14 protein-coding genes are annotated in these 16,753 nt (G+C 41.6%); 13 read left to right on the forward strand and 1 reads right to left on the reverse strand.

Going from position 1 to position 16,753, the window contains the following annotated elements; translation table 11 throughout:
• The first annotated feature begins 11 nt into the window (after nucleotides 1–11).
• From ssb to N745_RS0101435, 4 genes are all read left to right on the forward strand, one after another.
• Nucleotides 12–584 (forward strand): single-stranded DNA-binding protein, encoded by a 573-nt coding sequence (gene ssb / locus N745_RS0101420; protein ID WP_024850360.1) that lies wholly within the window; start codon nucleotides 12–14, stop codon nucleotides 582–584.
• A 175-nt stretch (nucleotides 585–759) separates the two neighbouring features.
• Nucleotides 760–1,752: a helix-turn-helix domain-containing protein gene (locus N745_RS12155; protein ID WP_024850361.1), complete on the forward strand. Its 993-nt coding sequence runs from the start codon at nucleotides 760–762 to the stop codon at nucleotides 1,750–1,752.
• A gap of 231 nt (nucleotides 1,753–1,983) precedes the next feature.
• Nucleotides 1,984–5,040, forward strand: coding sequence for an autotransporter family protein (locus N745_RS0101430; RefSeq protein WP_024850362.1), 3,057 nt, complete (start codon nucleotides 1,984–1,986; stop codon nucleotides 5,038–5,040).
• Nucleotides 5,041–5,352: 312 nt separating this feature from the next.
• Nucleotides 5,353–5,973, forward strand: coding sequence for a hypothetical protein (locus N745_RS0101435; protein ID WP_024850363.1), 621 nt, complete (start codon nucleotides 5,353–5,355; stop codon nucleotides 5,971–5,973).
• A gap of 2 nt (nucleotides 5,974–5,975) precedes the next feature.
• On the opposite strand, the gene ispB is transcribed toward N745_RS0101435, so the two are convergent.
• Nucleotides 5,976–6,941 carry an octaprenyl diphosphate synthase gene (gene ispB, locus N745_RS0101440; protein ID WP_024850364.1) on the reverse strand — a complete coding sequence of 322 codons (966 nt, stop codon included), beginning with the start codon at nucleotides 6,939–6,941 and terminating at the stop codon, nucleotides 5,976–5,978.
• Nucleotides 6,942–7,268: 327 nt separating this feature from the next.
• Between ispB and rplU the strand changes: the two genes are divergently transcribed.
• The 9 genes from rplU to N745_RS0101485 all read left to right on the forward strand — a co-directional run bounded on the left by rplU (nucleotide 7,269) and on the right by N745_RS0101485 (nucleotide 16,659).
• The gene (gene rplU / locus N745_RS0101445; RefSeq protein ID WP_024850365.1) at nucleotides 7,269–7,583 is read left to right on the forward strand and encodes a 50S ribosomal protein L21; all 315 of its coding nucleotides are present in this window, start codon (nucleotides 7,269–7,271) and stop codon (nucleotides 7,581–7,583) included.
• A 90-nt stretch (nucleotides 7,584–7,673) separates the two neighbouring features.
• Nucleotides 7,674–7,934: a 50S ribosomal protein L27 gene (rpmA, locus tag N745_RS0101450; protein ID WP_024850366.1), complete on the forward strand. Its 261-nt coding sequence runs from the start codon at nucleotides 7,674–7,676 to the stop codon at nucleotides 7,932–7,934.
• 166 nt (nucleotides 7,935–8,100) lie between these two features.
• Nucleotides 8,101–9,162: an Obg family GTPase CgtA gene (gene cgtA, locus N745_RS0101455; RefSeq protein ID WP_024850367.1), complete on the forward strand. Its 1,062-nt coding sequence runs from the start codon at nucleotides 8,101–8,103 to the stop codon at nucleotides 9,160–9,162.
• 30 nt (nucleotides 9,163–9,192) lie between these two features.
• Nucleotides 9,193–10,320 carry a glutamate 5-kinase gene (gene proB / locus N745_RS0101460; protein WP_024850368.1) on the forward strand — a complete coding sequence of 376 codons (1,128 nt, stop codon included), beginning with the start codon at nucleotides 9,193–9,195 and terminating at the stop codon, nucleotides 10,318–10,320.
• Between the two features lie 238 nt (nucleotides 10,321–10,558).
• Entirely contained in the window at nucleotides 10,559–10,849 is a 291-nt protein-coding gene (locus N745_RS0101465) for a co-chaperone GroES (protein WP_024850369.1), read from the forward strand.
• 54 nt (nucleotides 10,850–10,903) lie between these two features.
• A complete protein-coding gene (gene groL / locus N745_RS0101470) occupies nucleotides 10,904–12,544 on the forward strand; it encodes a chaperonin GroEL (RefSeq protein WP_024850370.1) in 1,641 nt (546 codons plus the stop codon).
• A 472-nt stretch (nucleotides 12,545–13,016) separates the two neighbouring features.
• Nucleotides 13,017–15,086 carry a TonB-dependent siderophore receptor gene (locus N745_RS0101475; protein ID WP_157833727.1) on the forward strand — a complete coding sequence of 690 codons (2,070 nt, stop codon included), beginning with the start codon at nucleotides 13,017–13,019 and terminating at the stop codon, nucleotides 15,084–15,086.
• Between the two features lie 14 nt (nucleotides 15,087–15,100).
• Entirely contained in the window at nucleotides 15,101–16,222 is a 1,122-nt protein-coding gene (locus N745_RS0101480) for a PepSY-associated TM helix domain-containing protein (protein ID WP_024850372.1), read from the forward strand.
• Nucleotides 16,222–16,659: a hypothetical protein gene (locus tag N745_RS0101485; RefSeq protein ID WP_024850373.1), complete on the forward strand. Its 438-nt coding sequence runs from the start codon at nucleotides 16,222–16,224 to the stop codon at nucleotides 16,657–16,659. The genes N745_RS0101480 and N745_RS0101485 overlap by 1 nt, the downstream gene beginning before the upstream one ends.
• Nucleotides 16,660–16,753: the final 94 nt, after the last annotated feature.

The following is a 16,753-nucleotide window of genomic DNA, read 5'->3' on the forward strand; positions in this document are numbered from 1 at the left end:
GAGTGTAGAGCGTGAGAGGAGTAAACAAAGTCATTTTGGTGGGGACCTTGGGGCGAGATCCAGAAATGAAGTATGCTGCGAATGGAAATGCGATTGCTAACCTGAGTATTGCAACATCAGAAAACTGGACAGACAAAACCTCCGGTCAAAAACAAGAAAAAACCGAATGGCATCGCGTAGTGATTTTTGGCAAATTAGCTGAAATCGCTGGGCAATACTTAACAAAAGGCTCTCAAGTTTACTTAGAAGGTAAGCTGCAAACACGCAAATGGCAGGATCAAAACTCTGGTCAGGATCGTTACTCAACAGAAGTAGTTATTGATTTTAACGGTCAAATGCAAATGCTTGGTGGTGGAAATCGTCAAGGTGATGCTGCTTTTGGTCAAGCACCTGCGGGTATGAATCCAGGGGTGCCGCCAATGGGGCAGCAAGCGCCTCAAGGTGGGCAGGGCTTTGCACCTCAAGGAAATCAAGGGCAGCCTAACTATGGTCAGCAACAGCCTATGCAAAACCAAGCACCGCCAATGCAGCAAGCACCTGCGTATCCAGAAAATGATTTTGGTGATGATGACGTACCGTTTTAGGGTTTACCTGATGCTTAAATGTAATAAATTTTAAGTTATCATTTTGAAAATTAAGTTATTTTATAAAAATACCCTGCACTAATTGTGTGGGGTATTTTTTTTTGTCCTAAAAAAAGTTATTTTGAGTATAGGCGATTTAGTATCCGTTCTGTTTAGGCAAGAAATTGAGTAGGGTATGGATAAAAATTCAGCAGGATTATTTTCAATAAAATCATCAGAAAAAATATGTTCAAAGACAATTCTTTACGCTGAAGAGCAAGCGTTGATGCAGCCCTGGGTTGAGATGGAATGTTATCAGTTGAGCCGAGGCAGCCAAGTTACACAGATGGAATGTCTTGACTTTGGTAATCATCATATTGTTCGCGAAACCCAGTTGGCGACTGTGCAAAAACAGGGTGTTATGCCTTCAAATTTTTGTACCATTTCGTATTGCACACCAGATCAAAAGTTTCGATTTTCAGAATTCAATGCAGAGAGTGATGCGACACTCTTTTTCATGCCAGAAAATACTGAATTTGATATTTATGTGCCTGAGGGGGTGCAATCCACCTATATCAGCATGAATCAAGATGATTTTCTGAATATTGCAAGAGTAATTAATCCAGCAGAATGGGAACAACCACCTCAACAGCTTGCTGGGCTGGTTACGGCGCAGAAAGGGGCCATAAAAGAAATATTGAATAGCTGTCTTGAAGCGGCAGAATTAAATGGTTCTGCAAGCCCCTTTTTAGAAACAGATGAGATGCGCAGTATGTTGTTAAAAAATATTGTGCAGATAGCGGCTTTTTCAGAAGGTGCTACACAACCAGACTGTACTGAAAAACGACAGCGTTTTTTTGCTATTTGTAAAAGGGCGCGGGCTTTTGTAGAAGAAACCCTTGCGGCGGATATTGTGCCTACAATCGTTGATATTTGTCAGTTTTTAGGGGTTTCTGAAAGAACACTGCAATATGCCTTTCATGCTTATGTTGATATGCCTCCAAATGCTTACCTGCGTTTGTGTCGTTTAAACCGGGTGCAAGCAATTCTTCGTGCCTCTGCTCCATCTTCTGTCACAGTGACCGAAGTTGCCATGCGGTTTGGTTTTTTTCACCTAGGGCGATTTGCACTTGACTATCGCCAGTTGTTTAACGAAACACCCTCACAAACCCTCTCCCTGAGTTGTTAACGCATCTTTACATCACTTTTGATTTCTGTGAATTCTGTTAAGCAAATGATTTAGTTAAATCACTGGTTATAGCTGTTTAAGTCATTAATGCTTTCCAGTTTACGTTACATAAAGCCATTGTAAATTCCTGTAAAAAACTTCCGAAATCTATCCCTTTGCGGAAACCGGATAGCGCAATACGTATTAAGTGCTTAAGGTTATGTGCATTATTTGATACTGGGAAGTGGATAGATGTTTTTCAATAGAAACACAGGAAAAGAAGTGGGTGCTCGTATTTTTCATACAAAATTGAAGCCACTCATTGTTGTCATGTCGCCGTTGATGGCATTAAGCACAAACTATTCAGCTTCAGCTGCGGTGATTGACTACGCCGATGGCGAAAATAAAACCGGCGCTATCACGCTAACCAATAATGCAACCCAGTTTCAGGTCACAAATGGCGGAGCGACCCAATCAGGTAATGTCCAGGGGGGGTACGTAATTGAGAAAATTGGTGCAGGGAAACTGACTCTAAGTGGAGATAATCTGACAACAGGTATCGTTGTTTCTCAGGGAACTTTGCAAATCATTGACAATGCTATTTATCATACAGGCGACATCACCAATAATGCTACGCTGGAGCTTGGTGTGACGTCACCATTGACAACTTACTATGTAAATAAAGTAATAAGTGGTACTGGAGATTTTGTCAAAACTGGAGCAGGCGGCTTAGCCCTAAACAAGGCCAATACTTACACAGGTATAACGACTGTAACGGAAGGCACGTTAAATGTGACCGGTTCTATTGCGTCAACAACAGTCAACGTCGATACCGGCGGCAAACTTCAGGTTGGAGGCTCTTCAATTGCAGATGCTGCAGCCTTGACGTTAAGTGGTACAGGTGATTTGTCCCTGACAGGTTCTGAGACCATTGGTTCATTGGCGAGTGCCTCAGGCACATCAACGGTCATAATATATAGTAATAAGACTCTGACAACAGGAGATGCTGCCGATACCACGTTTGCAGGAGTTATCTCTGACGGAGGTGCTTTTGCATCTGATATAGGTAATTTGGCTAAAACAGGTACTGGAACCTTTACTTTAACCGGTGCCAATACTTACACAGGTACAACGACTGTAACGGAAGGCACGTTAAATGTAACCGGTTCTATTGCGTCAACAACAGTCAACGTCGATACCGGCGGCAAACTTCAGGTTGGAGGCTCTTCAATTGCAGATGCTGCAGCCTTGACGTTGAATGGTACAGGTCAATTACAAATTACCAGTTCTGAGACCATTGGTTCATTGGCGAGTGCCTCAGGAACATCAACGGTCACACTGGGTGCCAATACGCTGACAACAGGAGATGCCACCGACACCACGTTTGCAGGTGTTGCATCTGGCACCGGTGGTTTGACCAAAACAGGCACTGGAACCTTTACCTTAACCGGTGCCAATACTTACACTGGCGGGACAACCATCATGGCGGGAACCCTGCAAATAGGTAGTGGAGGCTCGATCGGCTCAATTACCGGAGATATCGCGAATAATAGCAAGTTAACGTTTAACCGTTCCGATGTCTTGACTTATGGGAATGTAATCAGTGGAACGGGAAGTTTAACCAAGCTTGGGGCAGGCAGCTTAAACCTAAGCAATGCCAATACTTACACAGGTACAACCACTGTTAACGCAGGCACTCTATCTGTAAATGGTTCGATTATCAACTCGACAACGACTGTTAACACCGGAGGTGCCTTAGGCGGTAATGGAACGGTTGGAAGTGTGTATATTGCAGGGGGCACCGTTGCTCCGGGTAATTCCATTGGCACTCTCAATGTAAACGGCAATGTCGATTTTTCTGCTGGAGGTGTCTATGCGGTAGAGATAGATGACGCTGGCAATACGGATTTAATCAAAGCAAGCGGAACTGCTACACTGACCAATGGAACTATTAATGTTAAACCTAAAGCAGGAAGCTATGGTGGCAGTACCAATTACACTGTGCTTACCGCCGCCGGTGGATTAGGTGGCACGACTTTTAGTGGTGTTAGCTCAAGCCTTGCATTTGTAACTCCAACTTTGTCTTATGATGCCAATAATGTCTATCTCAATATACGCCGCAATAGCACTAGGTATTCTCAGACCGCGGTTACCCCTAACCAAGTGGCAGTAGGTGCTGCGCTTGATAGTATCTATAACTCTGGGAATAAAAGTCTAAACGATATATATAACAATCTAAATGTGCTAACCGAAAAGGGCGCAAGGCAGGCTTATGACTCACTAAGTGGAGTGCAGCTTAATTACAGTAATTTGGCTGCGCTTCAATCAGTCGGCCAGTTTAAAGGACTGCTCTTCGCTCGCATAGGGCAGAAAACTTCAATGTCAGCGAATAATCAACGTCATCTATTGGCCTACAATCAAGGTGAAACCATGATTGATGTTGGTCCGCAACTTTTTGATGATGATCAAATAGTCAAGCGGGATTGGTGGCTACGCGGTAGTGGTAACTTCGGCGATATTAGCAGTAATTCTGAATCCAGAGGAGCTCGATATAGCACTGGCGGAGTGGGTGTGGGAGCTGACTGGGGTCTAAGCAATAAACAGACAATCGGGGTCGCTTTTGGATATTCACATACTAACACTGATGTAGAGGAAGCCAGTTTAAACGTTAATAGTTATCAAGTCGCTCTGTATGGGAAAAAGTCACTTGATAACAATTACTATATAAGTGCAGTGACGGGAGTGGGCTATCACCACACAAAAGCTAATCGAACAGTAAATGTGGGGACTACAAATCAGACAGCAAAATCTGACTTTGATTCTCAGACGATGAATGTTTCGATTGAAGGTGGTCATACATTTGAATTGAGCGGTAAAGCCATGCTTACGCCATTCGCAGGTCTAGAATATACTCACATTAAACGTGAAGGATTTACTGAGCATGGTGCGGGTTCTAGCAATTTACAAGTTGGCGAAGAGTCTCAAAACTCTTTGAAATCTTCTATTGGTGCTCGTGTAGAAAAGATCTGGATAACAGCTAAAGGTTACCATATTAAACCTTCTGCGGAACTGGCTTGGGTGCGTGAACTTGCAGATGATCAAGCAAGTTTTTATGCGGGGTTTGGCGGTGTGTCTGACATACTATTTAATGTGAAAGGTGTTAAGCTTGATCGTAATCGTGCAAGAGCTGGGTTGGGGGTGAATGCTGCATTTTCTGAAGAAAGTTCGTTTGATTTAAAATATCAGGGAGAGATTGCAGAGTCTGATGTTCATCATAATATTTCTGCTACTTTTAAAATGAAGTGGTGACAACATTTAGAATGGATTTGCTTTATCTTAAAAGATGAAGATTGAATTCAATATTCTTATGTAAAGAATTCGTTTTTATTTGCGTACAAAATAAACATAAATATTTACATCAGCTGATATATGCTGCATAAATCAGGTATGAATTGGTATAAGGTGTGTTTAACCGTTTTGACCTTTTTAAAAAACTTCACGTAAGTTGTTGATAAAAAAAGCCTCGTAAATCGAGGTTTTTTTTATTTAAAATTTTAGGACTGTTTTGCTTTAGTAACCTCGCTTCCTGCCGATAGATTTCTACAGAGGGAGACTGAGTTTATGAAAAAGCAAGAAATTACGAAAGGGTTAAAGTATTTCTTTAAAAAGTTGGAGAAAAAATCTCAACAGCTTGATGAAGAAAGAGCTGCTGATCTAGCCTCGCGTCGTGAGATTGCTTTTGATGAAGTTGAATCTTTTTCACGTGCTTTAATGACACAGAATATTTTTATCCATACCATTGGGATTAATGGTAAACATGAATCAACGATTTTGGCAAAAGCCATGTTTAGTATCAATAAAGTGGTTCGAGTTTATTATTCCACCAGTTTTGATGAGAATGTTCAGGGGTATATACGTCTTAGACCATGTTATCAACAGCAGTTAGTTGTGGTAGAGCGAATGCATGGTTATAGACCAAAGCCGGAGCTTTTGTATGCAAGTGTGGATGAGTGCCATGTCGTTCGTTACTTTGCCAACTGGATATCAAAGCGCGTTGATTGGAACAAAACCAAGATTAGCAACTTAGATTTGTACAAGCAATTTAAAGAAGTGGAACGTCAAGAGTACGAAGAGAAAGTGGCAGAAGAAATTGCTCAGATTGAAGCGTTAGAGTTGAAAAAGACACTTGATAAGCACTTTGGTAAGGATGCTAAGCTGCCGCAGCAAATACATAGCGAGTAGGTTTAGTGGTTTCGGTTAACTGCTAAATCTGCCAGGCTGGTTAAAGCGACTTTATACTCAGACTCAGGCAAAATATTAATAGCCTGTTTTGCTTTCTCTGCTTCACTCTTCGCAGATTCAACTGTAAAGTCAATGGCGCCGCTGTTTTGAATGATTTCAGTCACTTCTGGCAGTAGTTTCAATCCTTCAGATTCAATTGCTCTACGAACAATGTCTTTTTGCTCATCTTTGCCGTTTTCTAAAACATAAATCAAGGGAAGTGTTGGCTTGCCTTCTGCTAGGTCATCGCCAATATTTTTTCCTAACTCTTCTTCATTCGCCATATAGTCCAGCGCATCGTCAATTAATTGAAACGCTGCCCCTAGGTGTTTGCCATATTTGGTAAAGGCGTCTTCGTATTCTGGCTTATCTGCTAATACAGGGCCTAATACGGCAGCGGCTTCGAATAGCTTAGCTGTTTTACGGTGAATCACTTCTAGATAGCGTTCGGCGGTAGTATCTGCGTCATGACAATTTAGTAGTTGTAAAACTTCTCCTTCCGCAATGACATTAGTCGTTTCCGATAAGATCTCCATAATACGCAGATTGCCAGGTTCAACCATCATTTCAAAAGAGCGAGAATAAAGAAAGTCACCAACCAAGACGCTTGCAGCATTCCCCCAAACTTCATTGGCAGTTTTGTTTCCACGTCTAGTAGAGGATTCGTCTACGACATCATCATGTAGTAGGGTTGAAGTATGTATGAACTCAATAACGGCAGCCATTGTTAAGTGGTCTTTACCTTGGTAGCCGCAAGTTCGGGCTGACAAAAGTACCAGTAACGGCCTAAGACGTTTGCCGCCATTACTGATGATGTAATGACCAATTTGATTGATTAAAACGACGTCAGAAGCCAAGCGATTTAAAATCAGTTGATCTGTTTGTTGGATGTCATCAATAATGAGTGTGCGAATGTCGTTGAGTGTCATATAATTTGTTATTAGAAATAAGTTTGCAAAGTTTATTATGAATGTGACTTTGTTTCAAAGCTTTCATTCATTTAATCGTAGTTAATTTATAATTTAAGGTGCTAAATTTCCAGTGAGTGGAAATGTTTTGCTTTTAGTGATAATTTTTTCTAAATTCAATTGACCTAAATATAAAAAGTCATTATAATCCCGCCTTTGCCGTAATTCGGCGTGAAAAACAGAATTTTTGAAAACCGACTCTTTTGGGAATGTCCTGACTAAAATCAAATTTGATGGAAAGTTAGTGATAGAAAGAGTTTGAATAACGTAAAACCGGGAGTTTCCAATATGTATGCGGTAATTAAAACCGGTGGTAAGCAATACAGAGTCCGTGAAGGTCAAGTTCTAAAAATAGAATCCCTAAATGCAAGTGAAGGTGATGCTGTTGAGTTTGATCAAGTGATGATGGTAGGTGAAGGTGCCGATGTTAAAGTTGGAGCACCACTTGTTGAAGGCGCTAAAGTAGCAGCAACTGTTAAGTCTAACGGTCGTGGTAAAAAAGTGACTATCATTAAATTCCGTCGTCGTAAGAACAGATCACGTACTAAGCAAGGCCATCGCCAAAACTATACTGAAGTAGTTATCGGTAAGATTTCTGCTTAATATTTTCTGAGTATTTACTCGGATTCTTGATTAAATAGCACTTGAGCTACTTCTGAGTAGGGAGTAGACAGGTCAACAGGAGATTGCACCATGGCTCATAAGAAGGCTGCAGGTAGTACTAAAAACGGTCGCGATTCTAATGCGAAGCGACTTGGCGTAAAACGCTTTGGTGGTGAGCTAGTTTCTGCTGGAAGCATCATTGTTCGTCAACGTGGTACTAAGTTCCACGCTGGTGATAATGTTGGTCGCGGAAAAGATGATACTTTGTTTGCAACAGCTAACGGTACCGTTGCTTTTGTAACCAAAGGTAAGCCAGTTCGCACCTATGTGACGATTGAAGCAACAGCGTAAGTTTTAGCTTTAATTGTTGGTTAGCAAAACGCCCCGCTTTGACGGGGCGTTTTTGTTTTCAGAGAAAAAGTTATTAACTGCTATTTTGAAAATGGCAGCTTAATTTATAATGGGTATCTTAATTTTGAGTTTCCATTGTTAAAAGAACAATCATAAAGAGATAGTCATGCAATTTGTAGATGAAGCGACAATCCACGTGCTAGCTGGTCGAGGCGGAAATGGTGTGGCGAGTTTTCGCCGTGAAAAGTATATTCCGTTCGGTGGGCCTAATGGCGGTGATGGCGGTGATGGTGGTAGCGTTTATTTAAAAGCGGACCGTAACTTGAATACCTTGGTGGATTTTCGTTTCACGCGTGACTATAAGGCTCAGAATGGTCAAGCCGGCATGGGGCAGCAAAAAACAGGGCGTGCAGGAGAAGACTTGTACATACAAGTCCCTGTTGGAACCATAGTTCGTGATGTTGATACCGAAGAAACTATTGGTGACCTTGTTGAACATGATCAGGTGTTGCTTGTGGCAGAAGGCGGTCGTCATGGTATAGGAAATGTTCATTTTAAGAGCAGTACTAACCGTACGCCACGTCAGTTTACACCAGGAGAACCTGGAGAAGAGCGTAACCTTTTGTTAGAGCTGGCGGTATTGGCCGATGTAGGATTGTTGGGCATGCCTAATGCGGGGAAATCAAGTTTGATTACTGCTGTCTCGGCTGCAAGACCAAAAGTTGCTAATTATCCATTTACAACCCTGTATCCCAATTTAGGGGTTGTTCGCGTTTCTCAAGAGTCCAGCTTTGTTATTGCTGATATTCCTGGTTTGATTGAAGGTGCTTCAGAAGGTGCGGGTCTTGGTATTCAGTTTTTGAAGCACTTGTCCAGAACGGGGCTTTTACTTCATGTGGTCGATATCGCACCGATGGATGATTTAAGTCCGGTCGAAGCAATTCGTGTTATTGAAGCAGAGCTTGAAAAGTATAGTGATCAATTGGCATCAAAAGATCGTTGGTTGGTACTGAATAAGACGGATTTATTGCCACCTGATGATGCGCAAACGTTATGCGATGAAATTGTTCAGCAGTTGGATTGGCAGGGGCCTGTTTATCGAATCTCAGCAGCAAATAGAGAAGGTACGGAAACCTTGGTAAAAGAAGTGGCTTATGCGCTTCATCAAAACCGACAGGATGCTCGCAACGAGTCTGCAGAGTCATCAGAAAGTGATATTTTGGATTAACATCATTGGATTTAGGCGAGATTAATTAACGTGCAGAATCGTGAAGCGGTAAAACAGTCAAAACGTTGGGTTGTTAAGATTGGCAGTGCGTTGCTAACAGATGATGGTAAAGGTCTTAACCAAGCTGCGATGCAACAGTGGATTGAGCAGATGGTGGCTTTGAGATCGCAGGGTGTCGAGGTTGTGATTGTCTCTTCAGGTTCTGTAGCTGAAGGTATTAAGCGACTAGGGTGGTCAAAACGACCAACTGAAATTAACCAATTGCAGGCTGCGGCAGCGGTAGGTCAAATGGGGTTAATTCAAGCTTATGAATCTGCATTTTCAAAACATGGTATTTTGACTGCACAGATTTTGATGACGCATGATGATCTATCAAACCGTGCGCGTTATCTAAATGCTTCTAATACGATTCAAACCCTTTTGGATCAAGGTGTTATTCCTATTATCAATGAAAATGATACGGTGGTTACTGATGAGATACGTTTTGGTGACAACGACACGCTTGCCGCTTTAACGGCAAACCTTGTATCTGCCGATGTGTTGGTGATTTTGACCGATCAGCAAGGGTTGTATGATGATAATCCGAGAACAAACCCTGATGCACAATTGATTTCAGAGGCGAAAGTCAGTCGTAAGGATATTGAAGCAATGGCAAGCCCAGAGGGTGGATTGCTAGGTAAAGGTGGTATGTATACCAAGGTGATGGCCGCAAAGCGTGCTGCCCGTTCTGGTACAGCAACCTTTATAGCATCTGGTCGCGAAGAAAGTATTTTGCCAAGGCTTAAATCTGGAGAGCAAATCGGAACTTTGTTGATTCCTGATTTAGAGCCGATGACGGCGCGCAAACAATGGTTAGCGGGGCATCTTCAGGCTAAGGGACAACTGGTGCTGGATGATGGTGCAGTTAAAGCACTGAAGCAGACTGGGCGTAGTTTACTTCCAATCGGTGTAGTTGAGGTCTCTGGTCAGTTTCGCCGTGGTGAAATGGTGGTGTGCGTTAATCAACAAAACCAAGAAGTTGGGCGAGGTCTGGTGAATTATGATCTGGATGATGCGCAAAAGATTCTTGGCAAGGCATCTTCCGAAATTGGAACTATTCTAGGTTACAACGATGGTGAGTTTTTAATTCATCGCGATAACTTTGTATTGTCTGAGTAAGATTTTTTTGACCTCTTCTGATACCCCAGCCAGGCAGATTTTTATTAAAATCTGCCAGGCTGGGTTGTGAATTATCTAATCTTTTTTTACCCATCTTTCTTGAAAAAGTATAAAAACGTCCCCATATTCTTGACAGCTATGAATCTTTGTCTAAAATAATTAGCACTCTCATGAATAGAGTGCTAATCTGATGCAATATATTTATGAAATCAAATCATTTTTTTAGGAGTAATAATGTATGAATATTAAACCTTTACACGACCGTGTTGTTGTTCGCCAAGTAGAAGAGCAGAAAGAATCTGCTGGAGGAATTTTGCTTCCAGGTTCTGCACAAGAAAAAGAAAATCGTGGTGAAGTGGTTGCGGTAGGTCCAGGTAAGGCTGCGGATAACGGTTCTATTATTTCAATGACCGTAAAGGTTGGTGATAAAGTGCTATTCGGTCAATACTCTGGTCAAGAAGTGAAAGATGACGATGGTCAGGCGCTAAAAGTAATGCGTGAAGATGACATTATTGCGATTATCGAATAATTTCAGACCGATTAAATCATTAGAATTTAAAGTATTAAGTAAAGGAATAAGCAGATGGCAAAAGAAGTAAAGTTTGGTTTAGATGCCCGTGAAAAAATGGTTGAAGGGATTAATGTCCTTGCAGATGCAGTAAAAGTCACGCTTGGGCCTAAAGGCCGTAACGTTGTTCTAGAGAAGAGTTTTGGTGCGCCAACGGTTACTAAAGATGGTGTAACCGTTGCACGTGAAATTGAATTAGAAGATAAATTCATGAACATGGGTGCGCAAATGGTGAAAGAAGTTTCTTCTCAAACCAATGATGTTGCTGGTGATGGCACAACAACTGCAACCGTTTTGGCTCAGTCTATCGTTCGTGAAGGAATGAAGTCTGTTGCTGCTGGTATGAACCCAATGGATCTAAATCGTGGTATTCATAAAGCGGTTGAAGCTGTTGTTGAAGAAATCAAAAAAATGGCTGTGCCTTGTACAACTTCTGAAGCGATTGCTCAAGTTGGTACGATTTCTGCAAACTCAGATGCAGCGATCGGAAAAATGATTGCTGATGCAATGGAAAAAGTTTCAACAGAAGGTGTTATCACTGTTGAAGAAGGTTCTTCTCTAACTGATGAATTGGTTGTGGTTGAAGGTATGGAGTTTGACCGTGGTTATTTGTCACCTTACTTTGTAACTAACCAAGAAAAAATGATTGCTGAGTTGGAAGCACCTTTTGTCTTGCTATACGACAAAAAGATTTCAAACATTCGCGAATTATTACCGACTTTAGAAGCAGTTTCTAAAGCAGGTCGTCCATTGTTGATTATTGCTGAAGATGTCGATGGTGAAGCGCTAGCGACTTTGGTTATCAACAATATGCGTGGTATCGTTAAGGTTGCTGCAGTTAAAGCACCAGGTTTTGGTGAGCGTCGTAAAGCTATGTTGCAAGATATGGCGGTTCTAACTGGCGGTACGGTAATTTCTGAAGAAGTTGGTCTAACGCTAGAAAATATCACTCTAGAATTATTGGGTGAAACTAAGTCAGCTGTTGTTGGTAAAGACTCTACTAAGTTGATTGATGGTGCTGGAGCAAAAGAAGATATCGTTTCTCGTTGCGCGCAAATCAAATCACAAGTTGAAAATACAACTTCTGAGTATGACAAAGAAAAACTTCAAGAGCGCCTGGCTAAGTTGTCTGGTGGTGTTGCAGTACTGAAATTAGGTGCGGCGACAGAGCTTGAAATGAAAGAGAAAAAAGACCGTGTTGATGATGCATTGCATGCGACTCGTGCTGCAGTTCAAGAAGGGATTGTTGCAGGTGGTGGTGTTGCTTTGGTTCGTGCTAAGTCAAAAATCAACGTTAAAGGCGACAACAATGACCAAGAAGTTGGGATTCAAATTGCATTACGTGCAATGGAAGAGCCTATGCGTCAAATCGCGTCTAACTGCGGTTTAGAAGGGTCTGTTATTGTTAGCAAAGTGATGGAAGGCGAAGGTAACTTCGGTTTCGACGCTTCAAAAGAAGTCTACGTTGACATGATTGAAAAAGGGATTATTGACCCTGCTAAAGTAACGCGTTCTGCATTGCAAAACGCTGCTTCTGTTGCAGGTCTAGTTCTAACGACTGGTGCAGCAATTGCTGATCTACCTGCTAAAGATGGTGGCGCAGATGCGGCAGCTGCTGGTGCAGGCGGTATGGGTGGAATGGGCGGCATGATGTAAATTTTGGTTTCAGAGGTTCATTTTCACGAAATCTTCTGTGTTGAGAATTTGCTTCCGATGCTTATGTGCTATTTGCACACTCCGTTTCGGGTCAAATTCTCGCCTTAAGTCTGGCGCAAAACTGAAACTCTGAATGTCAAAATTGAACTCAAATAAGTTCGTTTACTCTCAAAAGCCGGCATATGCCGGCTTTTTTAATTACCTAATTTTAATATTTCCTTCCTTTTAAATATTTATTTTAATGATTTTTGCGTACTTACTTAATATACCTTATGTTTTTCATGGTTGAGTTTTAGTTTTATTTAATAAAAGTATTGTAAATGATAATTGTTATTATTATACTTACGTTTCTTCACGAAATTTGCTGGGTATCTTAATGAACGAGTCATCAAAAAATATTGGTATTAGTTGTCTAAACCAAAGCAAGAATCCATTGTCATCAGTAATCAGTCGATGTCTACTAGGGTCGGCTTTGATTGTAAATCCACTAATCTCGCATGCTGCCAAAGTAACAGAGCTTAAGCCGGTAGTTGTACAGTCTGATAAAGATAAGGCGACTATTAGTAAAGATGCTTCAACTGTAAAAGGAAGTACGGCGACTAAGTCAATTCTTTCTTTGGCTGAAACCCCCGCTGTGGTGAGCGTGGCCAAGAGTGATGACTTGGAGTTTAAAGGTGCAAGTTCTTTAAGTGAGGCAACACACTATATGGCAGGGATTACTCCTGATTCTAGAGGTGGCGTCGTCAGTCGTTATGATATGTTCACCATTCGTGGTTTTTCTTCAAACAACAATTACTGGAATGGCTTGTCGTTGATGTATGACAACTGGTATTTGTATCCGCAGTTGGATAACAGTATTTTGGATCGAATTGAGATACTCAAAGGGCCAGCATCTGTGCTGTATGGTAATGCTGCTCCAGGTGGTTTGGTTAACATGGTGAGTAAAGAACCAAGTTTCAAATCCAAGAATGAAATTGGAGTTAAGCTTGGTAACTACAATTTAAGAGAGTTATCAGGTGATTTTACTGGCGGTATCGGTAGTAGTGACTTTAGTTACAGGTTAATTGCGTTAGGTCGTACTGAAGATGGGCAAGCTAAAACAACGGAAGCAGAGCGCGTAGTGTTGGCTCCATCTTTAAAGTGGGAGCCATCTGATAAAACCTCGTTGACAGTCCGGGCACTGTATCAGAATGATCCAAAATCTGGCTCTTATGGATCTGCACCGAGCAAAGGTTCGCTTTACTCAAATCCATTGGGGCAGTTAGAGCCTGATTTTTATGATGGTGATACTAATTTTGAAAAATTCAATCGGGAGCAACGTTCTCTTGGATACAGTCTTCGACATGAGTTTAAAAACGGTATTACTTTTAAGCAAAATGCCAGAGTGATGAATAGCAAGGTCGATTATGAAAGCATTTATGGTTCAGGTCTACAGGCTGATAATCATACGCTGACGCGCTATTCAATCTACTCCTATGAAAGTATGGATACGCAAACCATAGATAACCAGTTGTCAGGCATACTGAAAACAGGAAAGGTTAAGCATCATTTGTTGGTTGGGTTGGATTATCAGAATATGGATGCTCACCTGAATACAGGGTATGGCAGTGCACCAACATTAGATATTTTTAACCCTAACAATAGTCAGGTGACACATGCAGGCATCATGTCATCCATGTATTCGATTACCAAGCGCGAAATCAAAGCCAAGCAAGTTGGAACCTATTTGCAAGATCAAATGAAGTGGGACAATTTTGTTTTGATGGCTGGCACCCGTTACGATCAATATGATGGTTCCGAGGTTGCGAATGGTACAAAAACCAAAGTGAATCAAAATCATGTTTCAAGTAGATTGGGCGCACTTTATACGTTTGATTCAGGTATTGCGCCATTTATCAGTTATAGCGAGTCATTTGAGCCTCAGTCTGGTTCCGGTTATGACGGCAAAGCCTTTAAGCCGACGACAGGTCAGCAAATAGAGTTAGGAGCGAAGTATAACTCACCGAACAAGAAAGTATCTTTGACGGCATCTGTTTTTGATTTGAAAAAGCAGAATATCACGGCAACAGATCCTGCTCACACGGGGTACAAAATTCAGTCGGGTGAAGCGCAATCTAAAGGGTTTGAGATGGAGGCAAACTTTACTCCAGTTGATCGCTTTGATGTGGCCTTGACTTATACGGCTCTGGATATGGAGTATACAAAAGGTGATAACAAAGGGAAAACGCCAACATGGGTCGCTGACAAAACAGCATCTTTATGGGGGCAATATGCCTTTACAGGTGGTGTGAAGTTGGGTGGTGGTGCGCGTTATGTAGGAGAAACTTATGTTGATGCCGCTAATACAGGCAAGACACCTGGATATACGCTTTATGATGCGTCAGCTTCCTACAAAACAAAAATGATGGACAAATCTGTGTTGTTCAATTTGTCTGTACATAACTTGACGGATGAGCGTTACGTGTCCGGTTGTTACTCTACTTCTTGGTGTTGGTTCGGAAAACCAAGAACGGTTGAAGCCGGCATGAAAGTAGAACTTTAAAAAAGGGTAGCTGTATGGTGTTTGGATCACGCAGGTTTTGGTTTAAGTTGCATGGTTGGTTTTCGCTGCCGGTTTGGTTGCTGTTTAGCTTTGTATGTGTTACCGGAACAATCGCCGTTATGAGTCATGAAATAACTTGGATAACCAATCCAGAAGCACGTGCTGAAAATCCTAAGAATTTGCCCAAAAAATCTATGGTTGAGCTTTTTAAAGCAGTACAGGCGCAAGTACCAGATGCAAAAGTAACACGAATCATGGAGTTGGAGCCATACTTGGTGACAGCCGTATTTGTAAATAGAGAAGATAAGCCACCTGCAATTTTATATGTGAATCCATACTCCGCAAAAGTTCAGGAAGTGAACCAAGGTCTAACGTTTATCGGATTTATGCGAATGTTGCATGGCTGGCTTTTATTTCCGTGGCACCATCATTACAGCGTGGGTTATTACTTGGTGACCTTGATGGCATTTGTGCTCATGGGGGCGTTGATCTCGGGTTTGGTCGTTTATAAAAAATTTTGGCGGTGTTTTTTACAACCGAAGTTAAGGTTAAATCAAGGCATACAAGCCTTCTATAAAGACTTTCACCGCTTGGTTGCCATATGGTCAATTTGGTTTTTTGCCATTATGTCGCTGACAGGCATATGGTATTTCGTTCAAGCAGTCATGTGGCATAACGAAGTGCCTCTATGGAAGGAGTCAAAGCCTATTTCTCAACAGGTAATGTTTCAAGCGCAACAGAAGTCACTGCAATCCCCAGATGTTTTGTCTGCAGCACTGAAAAGGTCTGAATCTGAATTTAAAAACTTTCAACCAAAGATGATCTCTTTTCCTGAGCATAATCGCGACTACTTTCGGGTTGCGGGAACTGAAGGCGCATTTCTGTTTGATGACTATTCATATCAATTGTTGGTCAACCCTTGGAATGATGAAGTTGCTGATGTAAGAAAACCTAGTCAGATGAATGCGTTGCAAGTTATTTCGCATATAGCGGATCCATTGCACTATGGCACCTTTGCGGGATTGTGGAGTAAAGCAATATGGTTTGTTTTTGGTTTGTTGCTTTCGACCATGTCGATAACGGGGTTTTTGATGTGGAGTAAGCGCACAATTATTAAGCCAAAGAAGGCGGTGTGATGAAAGTATTTTGGCTGAGATATCGTTTTTGGATAAATGGCTTTATTCTGTTGTTGCCATTCTGGTTTTTATATCAGGCATTAACGCCGCCGCCATTAGAGCCAAAATGGGCGAAAAAACAGAACGGAGAGTTTTCGGCTGAGGTTAGACCGATGGATAAAGAGCCGCCATACCTGCATGATGGTGAAAGAGAGAAAGATTTTAGTGTGATTTTTGGTGATAGTTGTGCCAATAGAGTTAAGCAGGCGTATTTGAAAGTCGCCACAAGCGCTCCCAATCTGCCAGATGATGACAGTGGAATTGTACATGGCAATACCTCAATACAGCACGCTCATGTACCTTTTCCCGATGTAATAAAAACAGATGATCGTCTATGGTTAACTATTCAAGATTGGCAAGGGCGAATCATTCAACTCTCGTGGGTATTGGAAAAATGATGGAATGAGATTTAAACTATTTTTAAAAAGCCGCAATTATTGCGGCTTTTTTTTCTCTAAAAGAAAGTGGTTAAATAAACTATCACTGATTTTT

Source organism: Hydrogenovibrio kuenenii DSM 12350 (assembly GCF_000526715.1).
Classification (GTDB): domain Bacteria; phylum Pseudomonadota; class Gammaproteobacteria; order Thiomicrospirales; family Thiomicrospiraceae; genus Hydrogenovibrio; species Hydrogenovibrio kuenenii.